Consider the following 23630-nt stretch of genomic DNA (forward strand, 5'->3'; position numbering starts at 1 on the left):
TTAATATAGGCCGATAATACGGAATAGTCAAAAATGTCAGATATAAAAAAATATTATACTGAACCCATATATAGGAATTCGATAGGAATTATATTATTCCAAATATCCGGTTCTTTATTGGGTTTTATATTTTGGGTTATAACGGCTCATGTAATATCTTCTAGAGAAATAGGATTAGCGACAGCAGCAATTTCAGCGGCGACGCTTATTACAAATTTTTCTAAATTTGGAATAGATGTTGGTCTTGTACGATATTTACCCCAAGTAAAAGATAAAAACGTCTTGTATAGCACAGTTTTAATAGTTACTACGATACTAGCACTTGCATTCGCTGTTATCTTTTTATTATTTTTAAATATTATTTCGCCATCGTTGACATTTTTACTTGATTTTGCATTATTAATAATGTTTGTAAGTTATGTCATATTAACTTCAATTACTACTATGCAAAATACAACATTAATAACTTATCGAAAATCAAATCTTGTAGTTTTACAAAATATAATTTTAGGTGTACGTATACCATTAATACTATTAATTTCATCGTTCGGTGTTCTTAGTATATTTTTTTCGCTAGATGTAACATTTTTAATTGGGTTATTAATAAATACATTAATACTTTATAAATATGGAACTAAATTTATATTAAGGGTTGATATTATAACATTTAAGGAGATTATCGGATTTTCGTTAGGTAATTATACTGCAGGAATATTTTCATTGATTCCTACAACGATTATTCCAATAATGATAATTAATACATTAGGTGCTGAGCAGAATGCATATTTCTATATAGCTTATACATTCGCAGGAGTACTTCTCATGATTCCGAGTTCAATAACTATGGCTCTTTTCGTTGAAGGATCACATAATTTACCAGTAAAAAGTAATGTATTTAAATCAATCAAATTAATATCTTTAATTTTGATACCTGCGGTAATATTTGTATTTTTATTCGGTGATAAACTTTTATTATTATTTGGAAAAGAATATGCTAATAATGCATTTAATTTGTTAAAGTTACTTGCGATATCGAGTCTATTTTCATCCGTAACATTGATTTATTTATCAATTAAAAAGATAAAGAAAGATATTAAAATATTAAATATTATGAATTGTATTTCATGCATATTTACGTGTTTAACGGGATATATAATGCTTGTGAATTATGGGCTTATTGGATTAGGATATAGTTGGTTAATAACAAATTTCCTTCTATGTGTAATAACAATATATATTATAATAAAATATGAACACTGGATAAATTCTAGTCTCATTAAAACTTTTAAAAGTAGATCAGTAAATTAACAATTTATATACTGAGATTGGGATATCTCCTACCTTTTATTCATGGTGCAAATATTAAAAATTGGTTACTAGTCTTATAGGCATTATACTTGTAAATATTCGATTCAAAATTAATAAATAACGTATAAAAACTCATTATAATCACTTTAATCTCTTCTAGTATACCAGATATTACCAGTTTTGTGTTCAGAATTTGGAACCTTATCAATATAGTATGTAGCAACTCTGCCTGAATCATATATTTGATAACTTAATGATCTTGTATCTAATTGGGTAAAATCATAATTGGTATAATAACCACCGTAAGGAAATTCCATAAACTTTCTCATTAAGTCGGTAACGACTGCATAATTAACATTATATATCTCAAGTTTGCTAACATTAATACCAATAGGTTCAGTATTACTAATTTCAGTTTGCATTAGTGTTGCATCTCTATCGCCATAACCAGCTATAAACCCTATTGTATGTGTTCCCTCAGTCCAGATAAGTGAATTATCATTAGTATACTTATTAACCCATACAGATACATCTATATTATAATGCTCGATAAAACGAGGCGTCTGGCCTTGTGAATAAGCGATAACATCTTCAGGATTATTACTATATAACCAGTTACTTGGTAATACGACTTCCCCAGTAAAAAACGGGGCTGGTAATATTATAACAATTAGTATTAATAAGACAGCGATTAATTTTATATGTTTATTTGAGATTATTTTAAAAAATTTATTTAATAAATAACCGGTAGCAATAATTAACCAAAGAGATGAATAAACAAGCGTTCTATAGAATGTAGTACTTCCAACACCGCCTGAATAATTTATTATAAAAAATAACAATGCGAAAGCAGATAAAGGTAAAATAACACTAATAAATTTTTTTTCTCGAATTATAACTGTAAAACCAATTATTGACATCAATATAAAAAAAGCTACCCTTAATAGACCAAAATATCTAAGTTCGGTACTAGCAATTGAATAAGAAGTTGAAGGGGCACTGCCAGTTGCAATTGCGCCAATAATCGAATCAGTAAATAAATTGTTATATGAAGTATAAAATTGGTGAATAATATGGATAAATGGATATAGCAAAAACGTATAATATATCCAAATGACGACAAGGCAAATCGTTAAAATAGCAGCAAAGAATGTAAAATTTTTATTACTTATTGGTGAATTATCAATAATTTTACTATATTTTATTGGAACATGCGATCGAATAAGTTCATATATCACAATCGTAATAAGGCTAAGAACCCCGAATAACGATACAACAGGATGAGAGAATAGGAGCACTAATGCAAATATATACAATAGAATAGATATTGATACCGATTTATTACTTTGATATAATTTAATTATTAGGTATCCGAAGATAATTAAGACTGATACACCTATTGTTGTCCTTGTAAATTGAATCATCCATCTACTTACAAAAGCAAGAGAAATCCAAATCATCGATGTGATAAGAGCAGATTTATCATCATTAGTGATTTTTTTAATTATTGTGTATATAAAAATAGTTGTAATTAAACTTAGAAGCGTTGGGACCCATATAGCGATATAATAAATTTTAAGAACATCCCCATACCCAGTTATTAACCCAATAAAAGCAGTATATAAATGAATAATCGGATAATGCCCAGAAATATAATAATTAGCTGTTTCGATAAACCCATTCCTAATAATATATTGTACTGATGCAAGATCGGTTTGTGAATCTCCTTGGAATAACCCAAACCTAAATGCGAAAACTGATATAATTGACATAGTATAAAATATTGATAATAATAGATAAATTGTCTTTAAATTATATATAATAGCTAAAAAAATAATTATCCAAATAAATATCATTAACAATAAATATGAGTATGGAAGAAAAATATTATAATGTAACACAATGTAGAGTAATATAATGATATTGATGAATACAGATACTAATAAGTAACTTAGCGACTTGTTTAATTTATTTTCCATAATCATTTTACCTTATATTGATTCATATAATTTTAAATATTCTCTTGCCATACGCTCTAATGTAAATTTATCAAGAATACGCCTTCTATTATATAACCCCATTTTATTTTTTAAATCGTCGTCTTCAGCAATCAACTTTATATTAGATGAAAAGTCATTGATGTTATCTTTCTCACACAAAAAGCCTCCTTTGCCATCTATTATTAGTTCTGGCATTGAGGAACAATTCGTAGTTACAACAGGCTTTCCACAGGACATAGCCTCAGCAATTGCTAATCCAAATCCCTCTAATCTTGAAGGAAAAATAAATATATCGCATAAATTGTAAATATTAACGAGGTCGTTTATATTTATTTTACCTAATGTTCGTATATTATTATAAGAATCTGCATGATAATTTCGTAAACCTGAAGTTGCAATCAACAAGTAGTCATCATCCAATTTTTTCATAATTTGTGGTAATAAATCGGATCCTTTCCTCTTAGAAAGATTTCCAACAAATAATAAAACTTTTTTATTACTGTCTATGTTATAATGCGATTTATCAACTGTTCTTGGAGAAAATAAATTTTCATCTATTCCATTATAAATTACCTTTGAGTCAGTATAGCCAAGAATCTTCTCGAGTCTTTGCTGAGTATATTTACTTACACACGTAACAATATCTGCGACTTTTAAAGATTTTTCTTCATATTTTTTAATTAATTGATAATAGATCTTTTGCCTTTGAGATAAATAATTAGAATACATAGGATCATACATTATATGATGCTCTGTTACTACTAATGGGTTATCATTTTTAAAGGGAAATCCACAGGAGATATTGGAATGCGTTATCGTATGTGGTTCATCATGTATATTCGTTAGATGTAATAAATATGGGCAAAATGCATCATACAATGGATAATATTTAACAGAGCTAATTACACCAAAGTTAACTAATTCAGCAGATAAATTATTACTCCATACGTCGATACCTGAATTACCCTTTATCTGTTTAAAAATAACTCTCACTATTCCACCTCTTGGAGTAATTTTTCATATTCTAACGAGAAGTTATTAGCTATTATCTCCCAAGTAAAGTAATCATGCATTGTATTTAAACCATTAATTATAAATTTTTTAGATAATCCATTGTCAGATAATATTTGTATTATCCTAGTTGATAATTCCTCTGGCGATTTTTGTTGAACTAAGTAACCATTATAATTGTCCTTAATAATATCTGGTATTCCACCAACATTTGTGCCGACAACTGGTACCCCGTATGACATAGCTTCTAATAGTACAACACCAAGCCCCTCTGTTTGCCCATCGATATCTATAGATGGTAAAACAAAGACATCTGCTGAAAGATAATACTTTTCTAACTCTGCATTATCCACTTTATCAAGAAAAATTATATTACTATGTAGATTCAATTCATTTGAAAGTTTAATTAAACTTTCTTTCTCTGGACCTTTCCCAACAATTACTAATTTTGCATCGGGATATTGTTTAATAATATTCGACATTGCTATAATAAGATATTTTGTACCCTTCCAATTAATTAACCTGCCAACGTTTAATATTAATTTATTTGTATTTAATTCTTTTTTCAGGTTACATATATCATTACTAATCATATTTTCAGGAATAAATATGCCCATAGGAATTATCTTTACTTTACTTTTTTCAATTTTACATATTGATAGCAACTTGTCTCTCGTGTAACTACTGTTTGTAGTTATTAAATCTGAATTATTACAAATAAATGAGCATACTTTACGTAAAATCATAGATTTTTTTATTGTATTGATATCGCTTCCATGAATCGTAGCGATATGATAGGTTTGAAATATTTTTTTACATATTGCACCATTAAATCCTTGTGGCAATAGCCAGTGAGAATGTATTATTTGGATATTTTCTTTTTTTATTATTATAATAGTATTATATAATTCTAATATAAAGAATAAAGGTAATTCAATTTTAGCTAAGTTGCTATTTTTTAAATTATTTGCTATGCCCCCACCATAAGATAATTTTTGTAAATTATTTGGATAAAAATATTTAAATCTATAAACCCTTAGAGAGCCTATAGATTCAATTAATTTCGAATTCATATCGTATGGCGCTAAAATTATCATATGATAACCTTTCTTTGCGATACTTGCAGACAATTTAAAAATAAAATTTCCCGCATAATCGCCGTTATACCGAGGAAAAGAGCTTGTGATAGTTAATATGTTTTTCATTATTACTTACTCCATCAAGAAAAATATTGGACTAATTAATCCTATTATGTTTATCCGCCTGCATATCAAACAACATTGCGAACATGAGGAATTGTAACCCAATTAGAGTAATAAATACTGCAAGTAACGGATAGTTTTGAGAGACAAATCCATGCATGATTTTTACAATTAATATCCAAAAGCAGAAAAATACTCCAATTGGCAACGTTATCATGCTTGCCGCATAGAATAAAACTAATGGATTAAAGTCAAGCAATATATACTTAGTCTTCAATCTCCATAGGAACCCACGAAACAGCATTGGAGATACTTTACGGATATATCGGCTATACTTAATTTTTGACCTCTCTCGCCCATATCTCGATGGCATTACGACATCCACCGTCCTCATGCCGTAAGTATTTAGCTTCACGAGAAGGTCGTTACAATACCCATAATAAGTATAAACTGTATCAAGATCCATTGATTCTAATGCTTGCCTGGATATTGCTGTATACCCATTCTGCGGGTCCATAATATGCCAATAGCCACTCGCGATCTTGGTTAACATCGTGAGAATAAAATTACCAAAGGATCTCCATTTGCTCATGCCCTGCCGGAAATCTTTGCTAATAAGCCGGTTTCCTTTTGTATAATCAGCCTCCCTCTCAATAATAGGCATCAATAACCTTGGCAACTGCTTAGGATCCATCTGGTTATCCCCTGCCATAATCGCAACAATATCCATATTATCTTGGAGAGCTCTTTTGTATCCGGTTATTATCGCAGCTCCGACGCCCTTATTCACTTCATGCTTGATAGGAACGATGCGGGAATCTTTAAAGGAGTTAATGACATCCCAGGTGTAGTCCTTACTACCGTCGTCTATTACATATATACGATATACATACTTGGGAATATCCTGTAATGTCTCGCCAATCAATATTTCTTCATTATAAGCAGGAACTACGACAGCGATCTTATACAGGCTAAATAGATCGAAGTTCTCATCGCCATTTGAATCGAGCCGGTTTATAATTAGGCCTGCGCTCTCGAACCTTGCAGCAAGTTGCTCAGAAATATCAGAGCTTATATCCATTACAAAATCAGTTTTTATTCTATCAAAACATTTAACCGAGCATGCGATTATGCCCGAATTCCCTGTTCTCGGCCCTTTATTATTCAGGTATAAGATCGTCTCGTTGACATTATGCCCATAGGTATAAGTTTTCGGGCCGATGACAAAATCAAATCCCTTATTAATATTATCGATAAATTCTGGTATTTTATCTGGATTATGAGACCCATCCCCATATAGAGCGATCAGTAGGTCAGCTTTACTATCAGTAGCAATTGTTTTTATAAGCCTGACATAGGGGGTCTCCGCTTTATGAACAATATTTGCTCCTGCAGAAGTAGCCAATGAGACTATCCGGGGGTCTCCACCGTTTACAATGACGTATACTTCATCGACATAATTCCTGACTGATAACACAGTGCTGCCGATGGTCAGGTAATTTAGCTGGTGATAAATAATGCCAACAGTTTTTTTATCTCTTACCTGTATATCAGCTGTTGAATCGGGCAAAATGCCACTGGCTAGAACTATATTATTCATATACAAATCCCCATTTAGCTCGTAGCCTTACCTTTTTCTTCATAGATGGCGCTTGAGCCCTCTACAGAAGATACTTCTATGGCACTGCTTGTCTTATATGACTGTACCGCCGCAAGAGCAGTCTTGAGAGCATTTATACCGTCTTCACCTGTGGTCAATGGCGCATCACCATACTTACATGAATGGATGAACCCCTCGAGCTCACATCTTAGCGGCTCCTTCTTTTCGACCTTCGCTTCTTTTATCCAGTCCTTATCGTGAATGAACACTTTCTCCTCAATATAATCCCCATACCCAACGCCTTCCGTGCCTATCACAGTAAAATTCCTCGTCTTATGGGGTGTAAGCCAGTTGGTCTCCACCAGGCCGGCACGATTGTCGTTAAACCTCAACATGATCGTTGCGTGATCCTCATGCGGATGGATCTCTGAGCCTGCGATGGCATAGACCTCGGTTGCAGGAGAGTTATAGAGATAAGAAATAATATCGATATCATGGACGCCTATGTCGAGTATCACACCGACATCCCTGATCCTCGGATTATTTGGGCCAACACGGCGAGCCGAAATTGAAACCACGCGGCCTAATTCGCCACTGTCGATGATCTCTTTCATCTTTGTTACCGCCGGGTTAAACCGTTCTATATGGCCGACCATGAGCGTAAGATTTTCTTTTTGGGCGGCTGATACGATTGTCCTGGCATTCTCGATCGTGTCTGATATAGGTTTCTCGACAAGCAGGTTAGTATTAGCGTTAATTGCTGCCAGTGCGACCTTCTTATGCAGCAGCGTCGGCACCACGATGCTCACTGCATCCAGGTCCTGCTTAAGCAGTTCCTCATATTCCGTAAAGCCCATCGTATTGAACTGCTTTGAAAGTTTATTCACACGGTTATTATCGATATCCGATATCCCGACCAGTTCGACGTTCGGCATCTGGCTATACATACGTATATGATTCTGCCCCATCGCTCCTGCGCCAATAACTCCCACTCTCATTTATATCGACCTTATTGTATCCATTATGAAATCAATATCCGTTTTAGAAATTGATGGATGAACTGGAAGCGAGATCACTTCTTTTGCTAATTGTTCTGCGACCGGATAAGAGCCATTATAACCAAGCTGTTTATAGAACGGCTGCTGGTGTATCGGTAATGGATAATAAATTCCCGTGCCAATGCCCGCCTGGTTTAATTTCTGGATGACCTCATCCCTGGGTATGCCGAAATCTTTTGTAACACGAATTGTATATTGGTGGAAAACATGCTTGCAGCCAGGCTTAATCGTAGGCGGAATAATCCCTTTGGTGCCACTTAGCTTTTCGGTAAGGTATTTTGCATTCTCGATCCTTTTTTGGTTAAATGCATCAATTTTTTTCAACTGCGCAAGGCCTATCGCCGCTCCGATGTCGGTCATCCGCAAGTTGAAGCCGAGCATTTCATGATAATACCTTACTTTTGACCCATGCGACTTTATCATCCGTGCTTTTTCGATAAACTTCTCATCGTTCGATGTAATGATGCCGCCTTCGCTGGTGGTCATGTTTTTCGTCGGGTAAAAGCTAAAACAGCCTATATCAAAAGAACCGGCCATTTTACCATTATACAGTGCACCGTGAGCCTGGCATGAATCCTCGATCACCGATAAGTTATGGTCTCTGGCAATATCCATGATCGCTTTCATTTCTGCCGGGTGTCCATAAAGGTCCACTGGAATGATTGCCTTTGTTCTTTTCGTGATCTTATTCTTGATCGCTTCAGGATCGATATTAAACGTACTGGCCTCGACATCGGCAAATACCGGCTTTGCACCTGTATACAGGATAGAGTTCGCCGTGGCAATGAATGTAAAAGGAGTCGTGATCACTTCGTCGCCTTTGCCTATACCCTTTGCGAGAAGCGATACATGTAATGCCGCAGTCCCTGAATTGACCGCAACAGCATGCTTAACACCGATATATTTTGCGAATGCTTCTTCGAATTCTTTGACCTTTGGACCTTCTGCAATAGTCCCTGATCTTAAAACATTTATTACGCCATCAATCTCTTCTTGACCTATCAATGGTTTTGCTATTGGGATCATTTCAACTCATATCCGGTTTATTGTTTTTAAGGCATCAGGTAATTCCACTACTTGTGCAGGGAATCCGATAGCTAATTTCCAGGCAGGCACGTCTTTCGTTACGAGAGCACCTGCAGCTACCATTGCGCCTTCTCCTATCTCGACACCTGGTAAAATTGTAGCATTGGCACCGACTGATGCACCTTTCCTTATAACAGCACCTTTTAGATCATATTTTACACGAATAGGATACTTATCATTCGTTATTACTGAACACGGCCCCAGGAAAACATGGTCTTCAATTGTCGTATTCGTCGGAATGTAAACATTACTTTGAATACTAACATTCGAGCCTATCTGTGTATTTCCATCGATGACCACATTGGTACCAATGAGCACGTTATCCCCTATTCTAGTCTGTTCCCGAACAAGGATGTTATGGCCAGTACGTAAGTTATTACCAATTACTACATCGCAATAGATCGTTGAGTTTGGCCTTATTAGCACATTATTTCCGATTATGGTTCCATTAAAAACATACTGGTCAATAGGGACGTTTTTAGCCTTAATTTCGCTCAGAATGTTTCCACTTGGATAGCCAATGGTAACATTTTCAAGGATAGTACAATTTCCACCGATCTCATTATTTCCATAAAATTTACATGAATTATCGATATAACAATTATTAGCTTTCTTTAAATGAGGAATAATAATGCATCCTCCATAATTTTGTATAATTGGTATAGTAAATTAATAAATTATTAATTACGGCTATATCAGTCGCCATTATTGCTCACCTAACCCCTCTCTCCAATACTTTAACTAAGCATATTTATATCTTTGTATGCAAGCGGTAAATATTTGAGCGAAATCACTTGAAATAAAATAATTTTCATACAAGAGCCTTGTTTTCCGGGTCATTATTGACTTCAGAATAAAGTTGATTTAATCGTTCGATTAGCGCTTTAAGAGCAGATACTACTTTCCGGCGATCAATATCATTACCGGCCTTTATCGTGACAGACAGCTTCTCGAGATCCCGGTCGATTTTCTTGAGGTATCTCTTTAATTCTTTTTCATGCCCTTCATCTTCTTCCGAGCATGCCTGCATGTGCCCTTTAACATCATCAGCCATCTTCAGGACCTCAGCATCTTCCTTGATAGTCTTAAGATACCTGAGCGCCTCTTTCTTATCCATCTCTTTATCCTTGATGGTCTCGTAGGCTGCCTGCTGAAGTTCCGCCGGCAGGCGGGCTATATCCTCGATGACGTTAACGTTCATCAAGTATGGCCCGGGCACGACATCGTCAATATCGCTCCTTGATGTATTCCGACTACATTTAGCCGACTGCCAGTCACTTATGACCATTGACTGAACTACCGGAACAAGCCGCTTAGCCAGCCCAACCTTGGCAGCCACATAATGCGGAGTCTTCTCGATGATCTCGGCCATTTCTTTAAACTGGTACCCGTACCCTTCATTGAGGGCGACAAAAGCATGGCCGAGCTCGATATCGTTGATATCTTCCCGCTGCACGTTGGCAATGAGCTGCTTGAACTTCTCATCTGCCTCAGTCTCCGCGGTCTCGACGATGACATCCTTCCCGATAATAAGCTCCTCGATGCCTAGCTCCTTCAGTGCTTCAAGTCTGCGCGCCCCGTCGACGACGGTATAGCCTCTATTCGTTTGTCTTACGAGGATGGGCTGTAGCAGGCCAACGTCCGCTATTGTACTTTTTAGCTCCTTGATGTCCTTCACATTCCGGCGAATATGGGTCGGATCAATTGAAATACGTTTAATATGGATAGTTAAAAAATCCGATGCATTGCTTTTTGAGCGCGTTTTCAAGCATACCAAACCCCAATGATGCATATTATTGATGTTATTGATAAGTTGTAGGTCGGTTAAATAGTTTTTTGCTCTCACTTTGAGAAAATTGTAATTGTCACAATAGTATTTTAGGCTAACGGTAGACCATTAATATACTTTAATGATTATTATTGAGTGTCCCGTGTAAAATGAATTCTTTTAAGTTGGCTGGCACATATAATTTGTAGTAAAAAGCGAACATTGAGAGGATAATAATCCCGATAAACTCTGTCTGATACGTGTACAGGTTGTGGGAATTACTATGAATAATGGAGGCGCTATAGTCAATGGTCCTTTCCGGGATCGTACTGTTGGCGAACGTGGCATTTAACTTAAACTTAGGGTCAAACCCCATTAAAGGCCAGAATAATGACCTCGGGGCCTCCCACATCTCATCCTGGATAATATGAAGCAGGGCAGCTACGGGTAAAGCGAATAATCCCGCATATCTCCGGTCTCTATATACGACAATAGCTAAGCCTATGAGTATTAAAACGAAAAGTATCGTATGCCCTAAGAACCTGCCGCTTTCGGGCATCGTACCGTAGAGTAAAAGATAAAGCGGCTTATCGATGATATCCGGCAGAATGGAGCCGATAATAACGAGCCTGTAGTCCACATTACCCTTAACGATAAAGAATATGACCAGGAAGACTCCCAGGGTAATGCCTATGTGCCCGAAGAATAACATCGCAATAGCTTAAGGTAGGTATGTATATTACTTTTCTCGTCATATGCAAATGGCCTATATAGGCAGTTTACCACAATTACAAGAATATAATTACTTTGGCCCCCAACAAATAAATACAAATAATTGCAGCACAATGGTTTATATTAACGTAAAGGGGGCTTGAGGCTAAATTATATGACCCTTAGAGCCGCGGACAGGTACTTCGCACTAGAACGACTCCACTCCAATTACGACAAAACAGACACCTACATCGCCGAGGACCCCGTATCCGGCCAGGTCATCCGACTACGATACGACCCCTTCGACGGTTCAATCGGTAGCATCACTCTGGACGACATCACCGAGCAGGTCAACGGCGGCGAAAAGGGCCGCGGCCCCTGCGAGCATTATAAAATCGACTACGAGAACTTTGTTACTTTAAACAGTCAGGGCGTGCTGGGCGTAGAATATCCCATCATACACCTCGACACCGACCCTGCCGGCTTCTTATACGTTCGGATTTATTATGATGAGAACCGGAAGTATAAGTCCAACGACGGCGAGCGGTGGTATTATGGTACGATCGAGTTCATCGAAGAACTCTTCCCTAATAGTGATGATGAAGAAGAAGCAATAGAAGAGTTCGACGAGGCGCAGCAATAACGAGGTTTAAAGCCCGCTAAGAGGCATATAAGCTCGCGAAGACTATTCGAGCACGAAGACCGCGAAGTTTACGCGAAGACCGCAAAGACTTTTTAAAAAAATTAATATCTTCGTATCCACTCATTTAATATTATTTGTTTGATGGTAGCTTCGCGGTCTTCGCGCCAACTTCGCGGTCTTTGGGCCCGAATAGTCTTCGCGGACTTGCACCTCTTAGCGGGCTTAATACCAGAGAAACGCATGGAGTATATAATTATTCAAATAATTGATAATCATATAATCATTTATATATTGGAGGTCGAGCACCATGCCAATCATCAAAATCAGTGATATAGATATGTATTATGAGGAGCACGGCGAGGGCGAGCCTCTCATACTCATCAGCGGCTATTCGGCGGATCATACGTCCTGGGCCCATCTCATACCTGTATTCTCAAAGAAATACCGCACGATCGTATTTGATAACCGGGGCGTCGGGCAGACCGTAATACCAGATACGCCTTTTACGATTGACGATATGGCTGATGATACGGCAGCCCTCCTGGACGCCCTCAACATCGAAAAAGCGCATGTCATCGGCGTCTCCATGGGCGGCCGCATAGCGCAGGCGATAGCGCTCAGGCACCCCAAAAAGCTCAAATCCCTGGTCCTTTGTTCTACGACAGCGCGGGTGCCGCCTCGTACCAGGTTCGCGCTGGGCATGATGGCCGATGCGCTTGCTAAGGGAAACATCGGCCACGAGTTCCACGATATGATGATGCTATCCTGGACATTCTCCGACCGGGCATTCTCTAGCCCAGAATTTATGAATAGGATTCGTGCAGGCGCATCGTCGGGACGAGTTAGGCCTTTGCCGGCTAATATGGTACGGCAATTGCAGGCAGGCTACCAGTTCGATACCAGTCTACGACTTGGTGAGATTAAAACGCCGACCATGGTGATCCACGGTAACGAGGATATCTTGTTCCCGATAAGCTATGGCAGGGAGCTGGCTGCGGGTATCCCCGGGGCGAAGTTCGTCGAGCTTCAGGGCGCCGCACACTCGGCTTATTTAGAAGCAGCTGACCGGTTCGTTCCAGCTGCCATGAGTTTCCTGGCATGGGTTGATGCTTCATATCCTTAAAGACTGGGCTTAGATGCGATCACGAACATCGTCTTCGACGGGAGCTCGATGTACTTCCCCGTCCTCATCGATTCCATTGCTTTTTTCATATCTTCCCGGGCACGGGCCCGCAGCTCTTCAGGTACATCCCTTAAAAAATTCCCGAACGAGCTGGCTTCCATTAGGTTAATAAGCTCCTCTGCGGACGAATACCGCACAGTCTTATCAATATAATCCACATCGATGCGGCGGAACCGGGCATCGTATAATAGTTGCTCCAGCTGGTTACGGTCTACGAGCATGCTCATCTGGGCCATCAAGTCGACCTTACCGGCATAAGGCTCTTCGGAAAAGAGTTTTTCAAAGACCTTCCTCATGGCAAATGGGTGGCTTTTATCAACAGTAGTGATGCCAATGTTGCCACCATGCTTCAGCACCCGGTAAGCTTCTTCAGCCGCCGCCTTTTTATCGTCGACCCAGTGGAAGACCGAGCTATAGCACACACGATCAAAGCTCTCGTCAGGGAACTGGCTAAGATCCTCACCTCTCCCTACCATGAGGCACACGTTAGGATATTTCTTTTCATTAAGCTTAGCCTCGGCCACTTTGATGCGGTGTGGAGAGAGATCTATCCCGGTAACAGAGCCCAAAGGGCCGACAGTACCTACAATATAAAATGCTAAACGTCCCGTGCCACAACCCACATCAAGCACGTTATCGCCTTTTTTCACCTGCATTTTTTCTACGAGCCTGCGCCCGCTTTCATACTGTAAGTCGCTGATACGATCATATAGTTCCGCGAGCTCCTGGCCATCCCACGCTGCACTGCTCATCACACACACCCTGATACTCAAGAGAAAACGATTTTATCTCAACGTGGAATAGTGCTTTTTAATCATTTATATAAATTGTTAAAAATAATTATTGTTATGCCAGGGTAGTTAAGATGCTACTTTTATTATTGCGATTATATGAAAGTATATCATATTGTGTGCTAATTTACTTAATTAGTGTGAAATATGGACGACGATTCCATCGTTTTTCACGGCACCTTAAGCCAGCTCCTGGCTAAGGTAGAATCGGGCGAGATGATACCCAAACTACAGGCATCGCACGCCCCCATGTGCAAATTTTTCACCGCTTATTACGTCATCAACGGCATCCGCCACGTGGTACCCCTGGTCCACGGCCCCACAGGATGCCCGCTTTACATGTCAGACATTGTCAGGACACGGGAATGCTGCGAAGAGCGCGGCGTCCCCCTCGAGCCCACCGCCTGCACCACCCTCGACGAGAGCAATGTCATTTATGGTGGAGAGGGAAAGCTTCTGGAAGCGGTCAAGGAAGCCGATAAAAAGTATCATCCAGACCTCATCGTCATCCTTTCCTGCTGCTGCTCAGGCATCATCGGCGACGACGTCGAGAGCATCGCCCGGGAGGCGGAGGAGCAGGTCAACTGCCGTGTACTGGCCCTCCGTAGCGAGGGGTTCGGCGGTGACTTCCGCAGCGGCTACGAGGACGCGTTCAAACTCATCATGGAACTCATGGAGCCCCCGAAGAAGAAAGTGAAGGGTACAGTTAATATCCTCGGCGCCCGCTGGGGCCCGACGCTCACCGAATTCAACGAGGACATGGAAGAGGTAAAAAGGCTGCTCGGCGAGATGGGGGTTACGATTAACGCGGTCATTGCCGGTGGATGTACCGTAGACGAGATCAAGAGGGCTCGAGAGGTCGAACTTAATGCATCCTGGTGCTATGACTGGGGACAAAAGCTGGGCGATATCATGCAGGAACGCTTCGGCATTCCCTACAGCAAGACCGGACAGCCCTACGGGCTCAGAGCTACGAAAGAGTGGATGCTCGGAATCGCCAGGCCAATGGGCCTTGAGGACAAAGCGCTCGAGGTCATCGAGCGAGAGACAGAGCAGGTGCAGCCGTATCTCGATTACCTGCACGAAGCCCTGAATGGGAAGACGGCCATCATCGAGATCTCCGAGTTCCCCGGGCCGATACGGGCTTTGTCCCTGGCGAGGATGGTCGAAGAGTTCGGCGCCCACCCTGTTGTTATAAACGTCCATCCATACACGATAAAAGAGAGAATGCCCAGCATCAAATTCTTACTCGAAACGGGCGTAAACCCCGAGATCATTCTTACGAAAGGACTCTTCCGCCTGGGAAGCTTCCGCTCTTCCAAAGAGACCGAGGATGAGCTGGAGGCCATCGTGCGGAAGTACGAAGACCCCATTTTCTTCGGGAACTCCGCCCGGTACCCGCCCTGTCCTGTTGTAAATTTAACGCTCCTGAACCCGGCGTTCCAGCCCCAGTACGGGTTCCGTGGGATCAAGAACATAGCCGCCCTGGTTCGGCAAGCCCTGGAGTACAAAGATCTTCCGCGCTCAAAGCTTTTGAGGGGGATGCTATATGGACCAAAGTAAGCAGTCGAGAGATGATAAGTGCAACGACCCCTATCTACGCTGTGCCTTCAACGGCGCCGCCCAGACGGCGTTGGGCGTCTCCCGATCAGCCTTACTGGCCCATTCGCCACAGGGGTGCGAGTACCTCGTGAACAATGCCTTCGCCTGGCAGGAATGCGACTACATGGAGACCATGACGCTATGCACTAAGCTGTGCGTTGACGAGATCGTACACGGCGGGGAGGACCTGCTCATGCGCACTATCCGGGAGGCTAAGGATCTCAAGATCGATGCGTTATTCGTGCTCAGCGCCTGTGGGCCGGAAATCGTAGGCGATGATATCGTGGCCGTATGCGAGGATATGCAGCCTGAAGTCGATTTCAAGCTTATCCCCATTCAGAGCCCGGGATTCAAAGGGTCACAGTATGATGGCATCGACATTGCGCTAGACACGATGATCAAGAGGCTGGCGAATGATGACGGTGAAAAGATACCCAATTCCGTATGCCTTATCGCTCCCCATGCGAACGCCAATCCGACATGGATGGCTGACCTGGAATGGGTAAAACAGGTCTTATCCGAAATGGGCGTCAAGGTCGTGGCCACGCTCTCGCATAAGACGCCGCTGAGCGACATCGAGAACGTACCATCGGCCGAAGCCTCCCTCATATTGAGCCACGATGCCGGCCAGCGGGCGGCCGACTACCTTTCCGCAAAATATGGCATTGAACAGGTCTGCAAAGGTATGCCTCTACCGATAGGGATGACAAACACGCAGCGATGGCTGAATGCGCTGGGTGAGCGATTCGATGCACAAAAGAAAGCCGAAAAGATGGTGGAAGAAGGCGAGAGGATGGTGACGGCAACGTGCCGCCGCAAGTGGCCCATGGCCCGGTTCTTCTACAGGACGCCGGCGGCGATAGTCGCAGATGCCACGGTAGGCATACCGCTCGTGCGTTTTGTCACCGAGGAGATGGAGATGACGCCCGAGCTCGTTGCCCTGTACTCCTCACGTAGCTCAGTCCGGGACATGCTTGAAGGAGAGCTAAAAGAGCTCGGGCTAAAACCGAACGTTGTATACGGTACAGACGTTTACAAGACGAGACGGGGCCTCATGGATGTAAGGCCAAAGATCGTCTTCGGGAGCACGATCGAGCGGCATGCCAGCGAAGGGCTTGGAGTGCCATATACCGTCGAAGTAGTGAGGCCAATGCGCCAGTTCCGATTGATAAACAGGGCATATTTCGGCTATACCGGGATACTGAACCTTTTCGAGTGCGTCCAGAACGAGTGGGTCCTCCGATGGCGCTCAAAGGATAAAAGATACGAAGCAAAGTGGTAATGGACATATGAGACAGATAGCGATCTATGGTGAGGGAGGCATCGGGAAGAGCACGATCGCCTCGAACCTGTCCGCCGCCCTTAACGAAATGGGTTACACCGTCATGCAGGTCGGCTGCGACCCCAAGAGGGATTCCACCAGGAACCTGGCGGGCGGACGCCTGATCCCCGCTGTCCTTGAAACATACAGGGACCAGCTAAGGGTAGGCAAAGATGAATATGCGATCTCATTAGATAGCATCGTTTTCAAGTCTCCCGGCGGCATCTACTGTGTCGAGGCCGGAGGGCCTGAGCCGGGCATAGGCTGTGCCGGCAGGGGCGTATTGACAGCCCTGCAGATATTAAAGGATTTGAAAGCCTTCGAAACCTACAAGATCGACGTGGCCATCTACGATGTCCTGGGCGATGTCGTCTGCGGCGGGTTTGCCATGCCCATCAGGGAAGGTTTCGCAAAGGAGATATACCTGGTCTGTTCAGGCGGTTTCATGAGTATCTATGCGGCGAATAATATCGCCCGTGCTGTACAGCGCCTGTCACGTAGAGCTGAAGCCGGGACAGGGCTTGCCGGTATTATTTGTAACAGCAACGGCGACGAAACGCTTGAGCACTCGGTCATACCAGAATTCGCCCGGCGTCTCGGGAGCGAGTTTGTCCAGTTCGTTCCAAGGACCCCGGTGATCCAGGCCTGCGAGTTCGAGGGAAGAGCTGTCGTGGAGCATTCCCCTAACTCTAAGGAGGCGGGGATATTCAGAGATTTAGCTAAACAGATCATGGAAAATAAAAAGACGGTAGTTCCGACGCCGATTAATGATTTAACCGAGCTCGAGCAGATGTACAGGCAGCATCTCAATAAAAAGTAAATAAATATGGCTCAATTCCATATTTTGGATTTACAAATTCCATGAGTTATGCACATGTTCCCCGGGGAGTAGATTAGTTCTGTCAGTATCACTCACGTTTCTTAGGTCCTGCTTTCGCTGGTTTGTTCGGTCGGTATCACGAACCTCTCCAAAGGAATTAAATCCCTAATTCTTTTTTAAGATTTTACTCACTAAATCTCGAATGGCTCTACAACACCGTCAATGCCCGAACTCTCGAATACTCAGGGCAATGCTCGAACGCACGAACGCGCAAACTCGAAACGAAAGCACTAACGCTCGAAAACGGTTTGAAACGCTAAACTGTGGAGCACGAACACCCTAAAAAACCCGGTCGTTCCCCACCTGGTCAATTTGTAATGGCTTGGTGCCGCTCGGGTTTTAACCGGGCTTTCGAGTGTTGGTGCTATGTCGTTTAGCGTTTCAAACCTAAATTCGAGAGTTCGTGCCTTCGTTTTGGGTTTGAGCATTCGAGTTTTAGAGCATTGCCCAGTGTGTTTGAGGCGTTCGAGTGTTGACGGTGTTGTAGAGACTTAGAGGTTTAGTGAGTAAAATCTTAAAAAAAGATTCGGGCTTTAATTCCTTTAGAGATGTTCGTGATACCGACCGAACAATCCACCACCAAATGGGAACGCGATATAAGTACCGAGAAAAAGGCTTTAAATATAGGTAGGTTAGCCCGCTGAGGCTAACCCATAATATCATTAAATATAACTCAGGTCGATGTTGCCGTTCGACGTCTGCAGGACCATGTGCAGGTTCCCTCTGCCCGACGCCGTAGAGCCGATCAGGCTCGTCTGGGACTCCTTGTCAGCCTGCATCTGTATCGAGTTATGGGTGATACGCCCATTCGATGTCGAAGCATCCACGAAGAACTGCGTGTCGCTCAATAGCTTAACGTTAATATTGCCGTTCGAAGTCGCAGCATCGATGGCCGAATAGTTGCCAGCGGCGGCATCGACATTGCCGTTCGAGGTGGCGATGATCATCTTATTGCCGTTAAGCTGGGTCACCTTCACGTTACCGTTCGAGGTCATGAGGTTTAAATTATACGAGGAGTTCTTCGGCACCTTGACGAGGATGTCGCAGCCATGATTAATGGGCAGCTTTTCGTTCGGGTCCGAAAGCTTTGCCTCCGCCGTGAGCTTCAAGGTGTTACCATCCCTGCTCCCGTTAGTGCCAGTCGTGACGTGCTGGAGATGCCCCTCGGGCGCCGTAATGTTATAGGTGACCTCGACATCGTACTCAGTCGACTCCTGGATCTCGATGTTTCCGTTAAACGTGGTAACGGTCAGGTCAATATTCTCCGCTGCGCCGTGCACGGTCTTATCCTGCCGGTGCTCGACGATGGTGTTCATCGAAGTGCATCCGCTCATCAATAGTACGGCCAGGATAGCGATGGCAACTATCCCGCCGGTTATGATCTTACTGGTATTCAAGTTACTCCCCCCAGTCTCAAGAGACTGGCCAAGTTATTGTCGCTAATATAATTATGTATATAAAAGGATTGCGAGATACCTCTTAGCATGGGGTATATATGTTTAGGAAATAGTATCGATCGCTTCTTTTAGAGTAAATAAGTGCTTGTATAATGCCGAACCGATGACCACTCCGGCCGCACCAGTGTTCTTGATGGTAACTACGTCCTGTAGAGTCGTTATGCCGCCCGAGGCGATGACCGGTATGCTGACGCTGGAGACCAGTTCCTTTACCGGGCTTTCGTTCACACCTTTGAGCAGGCCCTCGACGTCAACGTTCGTGTACAGGATGCTGCCGGCGCCCATGTTCTCGAACAGCTTGCCCATCTCGATGGTGCTCTTGCCCGAGGACTCCTTCCACCCTTCGACCAGCACCTCGCCTTTCTTCGAGTCCAGCGAGACCATTACCGAAACATCATCATAGTTAGCAGCAATTTCACAGACGAGCTCGGGCTCCTTGATCGCAGCGGTGCCCAGGATGACCCGCGTAACGCCCATATCAAGCAAACGCCGGGCGGTAGGATAATCCCTTATGCCGCCCCCGACCTGGATCTTGACATTATAATGCTTGATGATGTCCTCGACGATGCGGGCATTCTTACGGTCGCCGCTCAAAGCGCCGTCCAGATCGATGATGTGGAGCCACTTCGCGCCCTGACTGACAAAATCTTCAGCAACGGACAGGTAATCGTCGATCGAGACCATCTCCGTCCCGGGCACGCCCTGGACAAGCTGGACAACTTTGCCTCCTTTGAGGTCGATGGCGGGGATGACTTCGAACATAAACACCATGGGAAACGCCCGCAATAAAAATAAAGGTTGTGCGGGCATCTCTTATTGATGATCAGGATCAAGAGGGCATATGATGAGGCGGCGCCTGAAGACGGATTCCGGGTACTGGTGGAGCGGTTATGGCCGAGGGGAGTGACAAAAGAGCGGGCTGCCTTAGACCTGTGGCTTAAGGATGTATCTCCGAGCACGGAGCTTAGAAAATGGTTTCACAGTCACCCCGATAAGTGGGATGAATTTCGGGAGCGCTACTGGCGTGAGCTGGCCGATAAAAAGGAAGATATCGACTTCTTAAAGAAAAAAGCGGAGGAAGGTACGGTCACCTTCATCTATTCAGCCCGGGAACGGGAGCATAACGCGGCGACCGAGCTGAAAGCTTATATTGAGCAGCAGGCCAGGGGCCAGTAGTTCCGTATTTGAGGTAATATCGTTTGCCGGGTATGCTTTGGTTAAAAAAAAGTTCGGCTGGTATCACGAGGAGCAGAATTGTACGGTCGGTATCACGAACCGCTCCAAAGGAATTAAACCACTAATTTTTCTTTTAATTTTTACTCACTAAAGCCCTGAACCTCTAAAACACCGCCAACGCACGAACTCCCTAATACTCGGGACACTGCACGAACGCCCGAAGCCTCAAACCCGAAAAGAAGGCTCGAAAGCTCGAATGCACGTTCGAAACGCTAAACGAGCCTGCACTAACTCTCTAAGGCTCGGCTAAATCGCCAACGGCCCGAACACCCAAAATGCTGGGGAACGACCGGGCTCTTAGAGTGTTCGTGCTCCACCGTTTAGCGTTTCAAACGTGTATTCGAGTTTTAGAGCCTTCTTTTCGGGTTAGCGCGTTAGAGGCTTAGAGCACTGCCCTGTGGATTAGAGAGTTCGGGCATTGACGGTGAGCTAGAGGCTTAGAGATTTAGTGAGAAAAATCTAAAAACGAATTCGTGGTTTAATTCCTTTGGAGCGGTTCGTGATACCGACCGAACTAATTTGCACGAAGCATGCTTGGTAAGCGATTAAACCATATATACAGAACTTTGGCCATTATGGTGAAAATAGTGGCTCGGTCGGCTTTAGGCTAATGCCTTTCGAGCAGTGCCTCAAACAAAGCAAGCACTAATGATAAAGCATGGAACTATTGGGTGTACTGAAAAAATGCAGGATGAAAGCTGCCCGTTGACCACTTGATTTTTAAATCGTGCCACCAATATCCTATCATGTCATATACCCTTGAAGCCCTCGTTGAAAAGATGATGGCCAGCCTGCCGGACGATTATATTATCCAGAACGATGACGATGCCCTCATTAAGGCCGCTTTCACGGCCGAGGAGCTGGGCGAAGTAATAAAAGCCATCGCCCATGGCACAGACCGCGAGGTCGTCAAGGAATGTGCAGACGCAATCGTGGGCCTGCTCCAGATCATGACCTTTTACAATTACCAGGGGCCCGAGGGTATCGACTCGGCACTCGACGAGACGCTCGCGAGGCTCAGCAGGCGAAAGGCGTCGAAAATCGAGGAATAAATTAAAAATAGGCCGACATAAGAGCTTTTTTACATAGGCTATTTACTAATTACTACATATACTATATACATATAATTTAAATATTTAATAAAATGTAACCTTTTATCTAGCAAGGCATTGGCTAGTAATGGTTAATGCCATACCCGTATGCCGCTTTAGTAATCAAGCGGTGATCATTGTTAAATTTGAACGTGATGTGAATGAACGAATCAGGCGCTGTACAAATGGATACATTAACACAAGAAAAGACGTGGAGCTATCGTAAAGATAACCAATCAACCGTAGAGGTTCCCGAAAGTAAGCTAAAAGAGCTGATCTCTTCCGGGCAGTTAAGCCCCGATACGCTCGTCTGGTCTTCCGGCATGACGGAATGGGTAAAAGCATCGAGTATAGGTTCGCTAGTACCCGATTATGACTTAAAGCCCCATCCCTGGCTACGATTTTTTGCCAGGCAGTTCGACCTTATGATATACAACTTCTTCTTGAGCCTGTTTATCGTCATGGTGTCGATATTCCTGCCTTCCCTGGAAATCTTATATACAGGGATTAGCGGAATGTTCCTATTACAGATAATAACCGTCTTGACCTGGATCGTCCCTGAGACTATCCTGATGGCTGCATTTGGCATGACACTTTCAAAATGGGTATTCAACATTAAAGTTAGAAACGCATCTGAAGCGATACTTAGTCTTGGCGAAAGCTTCGAGAGGAGCCTGGGAGTTGCTGTGAAAGGCCTCGCGTTGGGCATCCCGGTCTTTTACCTTGTCACGATGCTCATGTCTTATAATAAGCTTGAAAATACGGGCCGGACATCCTGGGACCGCGAGGGCAACTTTAAGGTATATCACGGCAAGATCGGACCGATCCGGATGATGGCGATATTCGGCCTGGCCTGCATTTACATATTATTCAGGATCATTACCGTGCTAACGATGTGAGCTATATCGGAGTTTTTACCAATCTCCTTTTTTACCGGTCACCGTTTTACGTTTTTACCCCAATAACTTTAAATAATCAAAGCGGCATAACTCGATTCGTTCCCGGATAGTCCCGTGGGGTAGCGGTCAATCCTGTTGGCCTTTGGAGCCGAAGACTCCGGTTCGAATCCGGACGGGACTACTATCTTACTTTTAAAATATTTATGAGATACTATTAATATCGGTTTTTCATAATATATCTAAAAAGGACTTAATGACAAAGCGGAAGTATACCCTATGAAGAGATTGATCTTATTAATTTCAATAATCGCATTATCACTTTTAGCAGCAGGTTGTACAACCACACCCACCCCTACGCCGACTCCAGCCCCGACGATTACCCCCACCCCGACGGCCACTCCGATAGTCACGGCCCCGGCAAACATCACGGTAACATTGCCGCCAGGGACGCCCAGCGCGACGGTGACAATAACCCATTACATACATGGAAAGATATCGTATACCCGGCAGCCTACCCCCTTATACACGGTCGTCGTGAACACCGATAAGGGCAACCAGTACAGCAACACGACCGACATGAGCGGCAACTTCAATGTGACGTTCCTCAGCGACGGCTCGGAAACCTACAAGCTCAAGCTGCTGGACAGCAACAATAACACCGTCTACCAGGACACTCTGCCCAGATACCTGAATGCTACAGGACCTATGAACATCAGCATCGAGGTCCCCGGGACTACCGGGACTAACGTGACCATAACGTGAAGGCCCGATACTTATATTTTT

The 23630-nt window shown here is 43.0% G+C and carries 22 protein-coding genes and 1 tRNA gene; 11 read left to right on the forward strand and 12 right to left on the reverse strand.

The window, feature by feature from the left end; all coding sequences use genetic code 11:
• Nucleotides 1-33: 33 nt before the first annotated feature.
• Nucleotides 34-1308 (forward strand): oligosaccharide flippase family protein, encoded by a 1275-nt coding sequence (locus MCP_RS04570; protein WP_012899641.1) that lies wholly within the window; start codon nt 34-36, stop codon nt 1306-1308.
• Between the two features lie 146 nt (nt 1309-1454).
• Here MCP_RS04570 and MCP_RS04575 read toward each other — a convergent pair whose 3' ends face one another.
• From MCP_RS04575 to MCP_RS04615, 9 genes are all read right to left on the reverse strand, one after another.
• Nucleotides 1455-3080, reverse strand: coding sequence for a glycosyltransferase family 39 protein (locus MCP_RS04575; protein ID WP_128859932.1), 1626 nt, complete (start codon nt 3078-3080; stop codon nt 1455-1457).
• Nucleotides 3081-3299: 219 nt separating this feature from the next.
• Nucleotides 3300-4301: a glycosyltransferase family 4 protein gene (locus MCP_RS04580; RefSeq protein WP_012899643.1), complete on the reverse strand. Its 1002-nt coding sequence runs from the start codon at nt 4299-4301 to the stop codon at nt 3300-3302.
• Nucleotides 4301-5524 (reverse strand): glycosyltransferase family 4 protein, encoded by a 1224-nt coding sequence (locus MCP_RS04585; RefSeq protein WP_012899644.1) that lies wholly within the window; start codon nt 5522-5524, stop codon nt 4301-4303. The genes MCP_RS04580 and MCP_RS04585 overlap by 1 nt, the downstream gene beginning before the upstream one ends.
• Before the next feature lie 31 nt (nt 5525-5555).
• Nucleotides 5556-7121, reverse strand: a complete 1566-nt coding sequence (locus MCP_RS04590; RefSeq protein WP_012899645.1) for a glycosyltransferase family 2 protein — start codon at nt 7119-7121, stop codon at nt 5556-5558.
• Nucleotides 7122-7135: 14 nt separating this feature from the next.
• Complete coding sequence (locus MCP_RS04595) at nt 7136-8119, reverse strand: UDP-N-acetylglucosamine 3-dehydrogenase (protein WP_012899646.1); 984 nt, start codon at nt 8117-8119, stop codon at nt 7136-7138.
• A complete protein-coding gene (locus tag MCP_RS04600) occupies nt 8120-9205 on the reverse strand; it encodes a DegT/DnrJ/EryC1/StrS family aminotransferase (RefSeq protein WP_012899647.1) in 1086 nt (361 codons plus the stop codon).
• Nucleotides 9206-9211: 6 nt separating this feature from the next.
• On the reverse strand, nt 9212-9859 hold the full coding sequence (locus tag MCP_RS16145) for an N-acetyltransferase (RefSeq protein WP_128567036.1): 648 nt from the start codon (nt 9857-9859) through the stop codon (nt 9212-9214).
• Between the two features lie 217 nt (nt 9860-10076).
• A complete protein-coding gene (locus tag MCP_RS04610; RefSeq protein ID WP_128860145.1) occupies nt 10077-11057 on the reverse strand; it encodes a ParB/RepB/Spo0J family partition protein in 981 nt (326 codons plus the stop codon).
• Nucleotides 11058-11172: 115 nt separating this feature from the next.
• The gene (locus MCP_RS04615; RefSeq protein WP_012899650.1) at nt 11173-11745 is read right to left on the reverse strand and encodes a metal-dependent hydrolase; all 573 of its coding nucleotides are present in this window, start codon (nt 11743-11745) and stop codon (nt 11173-11175) included.
• A gap of 174 nt (nt 11746-11919) precedes the next feature.
• On the opposite strand from MCP_RS04615, the gene MCP_RS04620 reads away from it, so the two are divergent.
• Together MCP_RS04620 and MCP_RS04625 are read left to right on the forward strand one after the other, a co-directional pair.
• Nucleotides 11920-12387, forward strand: coding sequence for a hypothetical protein (locus tag MCP_RS04620; RefSeq protein WP_012899651.1), 468 nt, complete (start codon nt 11920-11922; stop codon nt 12385-12387).
• A 307-nt stretch (nt 12388-12694) separates the two neighbouring features.
• Nucleotides 12695-13510, forward strand: a complete 816-nt coding sequence (locus tag MCP_RS04625) for an alpha/beta fold hydrolase (protein WP_012899652.1) — start codon at nt 12695-12697, stop codon at nt 13508-13510.
• Here MCP_RS04625 and MCP_RS04630 read toward each other — a convergent pair.
• The gene (locus MCP_RS04630) at nt 13507-14322 is read right to left on the reverse strand and encodes a class I SAM-dependent methyltransferase (protein ID WP_012899653.1); all 816 of its coding nucleotides are present in this window, start codon (nt 14320-14322) and stop codon (nt 13507-13509) included. The genes MCP_RS04625 and MCP_RS04630 overlap by 4 nt on opposite strands.
• Before the next feature lie 186 nt (nt 14323-14508).
• On the opposite strand from MCP_RS04630, the gene MCP_RS04635 reads away from it, so the two are divergent.
• The 3 genes from MCP_RS04635 to MCP_RS04645 are packed head-to-tail and all read left to right on the forward strand — an operon-like array spanning nt 14509 to nt 18104.
• Nucleotides 14509-15924: a nitrogenase component 1 gene (locus MCP_RS04635; protein ID WP_012899654.1), complete on the forward strand. Its 1416-nt coding sequence runs from the start codon at nt 14509-14511 to the stop codon at nt 15922-15924.
• Entirely contained in the window at nt 15911-17245 is a 1335-nt protein-coding gene (locus tag MCP_RS04640) for a nitrogenase component 1 (protein WP_012899655.1), read from the forward strand. Before MCP_RS04635 ends, MCP_RS04640 begins: the two co-directional genes overlap by 14 nt.
• Nucleotides 17246-17252: 7 nt before the next feature.
• Nucleotides 17253-18104, forward strand: a complete 852-nt coding sequence (locus MCP_RS04645; protein ID WP_012899656.1) for an AAA family ATPase — start codon at nt 17253-17255, stop codon at nt 18102-18104.
• 722 nt (nt 18105-18826) lie between these two features.
• Here MCP_RS04645 and MCP_RS04650 read toward each other — a convergent pair.
• Both MCP_RS04650 and hisA read right to left on the reverse strand, forming a co-directional pair.
• Nucleotides 18827-19561, reverse strand: a complete 735-nt coding sequence (locus MCP_RS04650) for a DUF4097 family beta strand repeat-containing protein (protein ID WP_012899657.1) — start codon at nt 19559-19561, stop codon at nt 18827-18829.
• 102 nt (nt 19562-19663) lie between these two features.
• Nucleotides 19664-20383 (reverse strand): 1-(5-phosphoribosyl)-5-[(5-phosphoribosylamino)methylideneamino]imidazole-4-carboxamide isomerase, encoded by a 720-nt coding sequence (hisA, locus tag MCP_RS04655; RefSeq protein WP_012899658.1) that lies wholly within the window; start codon nt 20381-20383, stop codon nt 19664-19666.
• 57 nt (nt 20384-20440) lie between these two features.
• On the opposite strand from hisA, the gene MCP_RS04660 reads away from it, so the two are divergent.
• The 5 genes from MCP_RS04660 to MCP_RS04680 all read left to right on the forward strand — a co-directional run bounded on the left by MCP_RS04660 (nt 20441) and on the right by MCP_RS04680 (nt 23609).
• Entirely contained in the window at nt 20441-20797 is a 357-nt protein-coding gene (locus MCP_RS04660; protein WP_012899659.1) for a DUF488 domain-containing protein, read from the forward strand.
• Nucleotides 20798-21603: 806 nt separating this feature from the next.
• Nucleotides 21604-21909: a MazG nucleotide pyrophosphohydrolase domain-containing protein gene (locus tag MCP_RS04665; protein WP_012899660.1), complete on the forward strand. Its 306-nt coding sequence runs from the start codon at nt 21604-21606 to the stop codon at nt 21907-21909.
• 200 nt (nt 21910-22109) lie between these two features.
• Complete coding sequence (locus MCP_RS04670; protein WP_128567037.1) at nt 22110-22847, forward strand: RDD family protein; 738 nt, start codon at nt 22110-22112, stop codon at nt 22845-22847.
• A gap of 108 nt (nt 22848-22955) precedes the next feature.
• Nucleotides 22956-23028 (forward strand) — tRNA-Gln (locus tag MCP_RS04675).
• 95 nt (nt 23029-23123) lie between these two features.
• Nucleotides 23124-23609: a hypothetical protein gene (locus MCP_RS04680; protein WP_012899662.1), complete on the forward strand. Its 486-nt coding sequence runs from the start codon at nt 23124-23126 to the stop codon at nt 23607-23609.
• Nucleotides 23610-23630: the final 21 nt, after the last annotated feature.

It is taken from the genome of Methanocella paludicola SANAE, from assembly GCF_000011005.1.
GTDB classification, from domain to species: domain Archaea; phylum Halobacteriota; class Methanocellia; order Methanocellales; family Methanocellaceae; genus Methanocella; species Methanocella paludicola.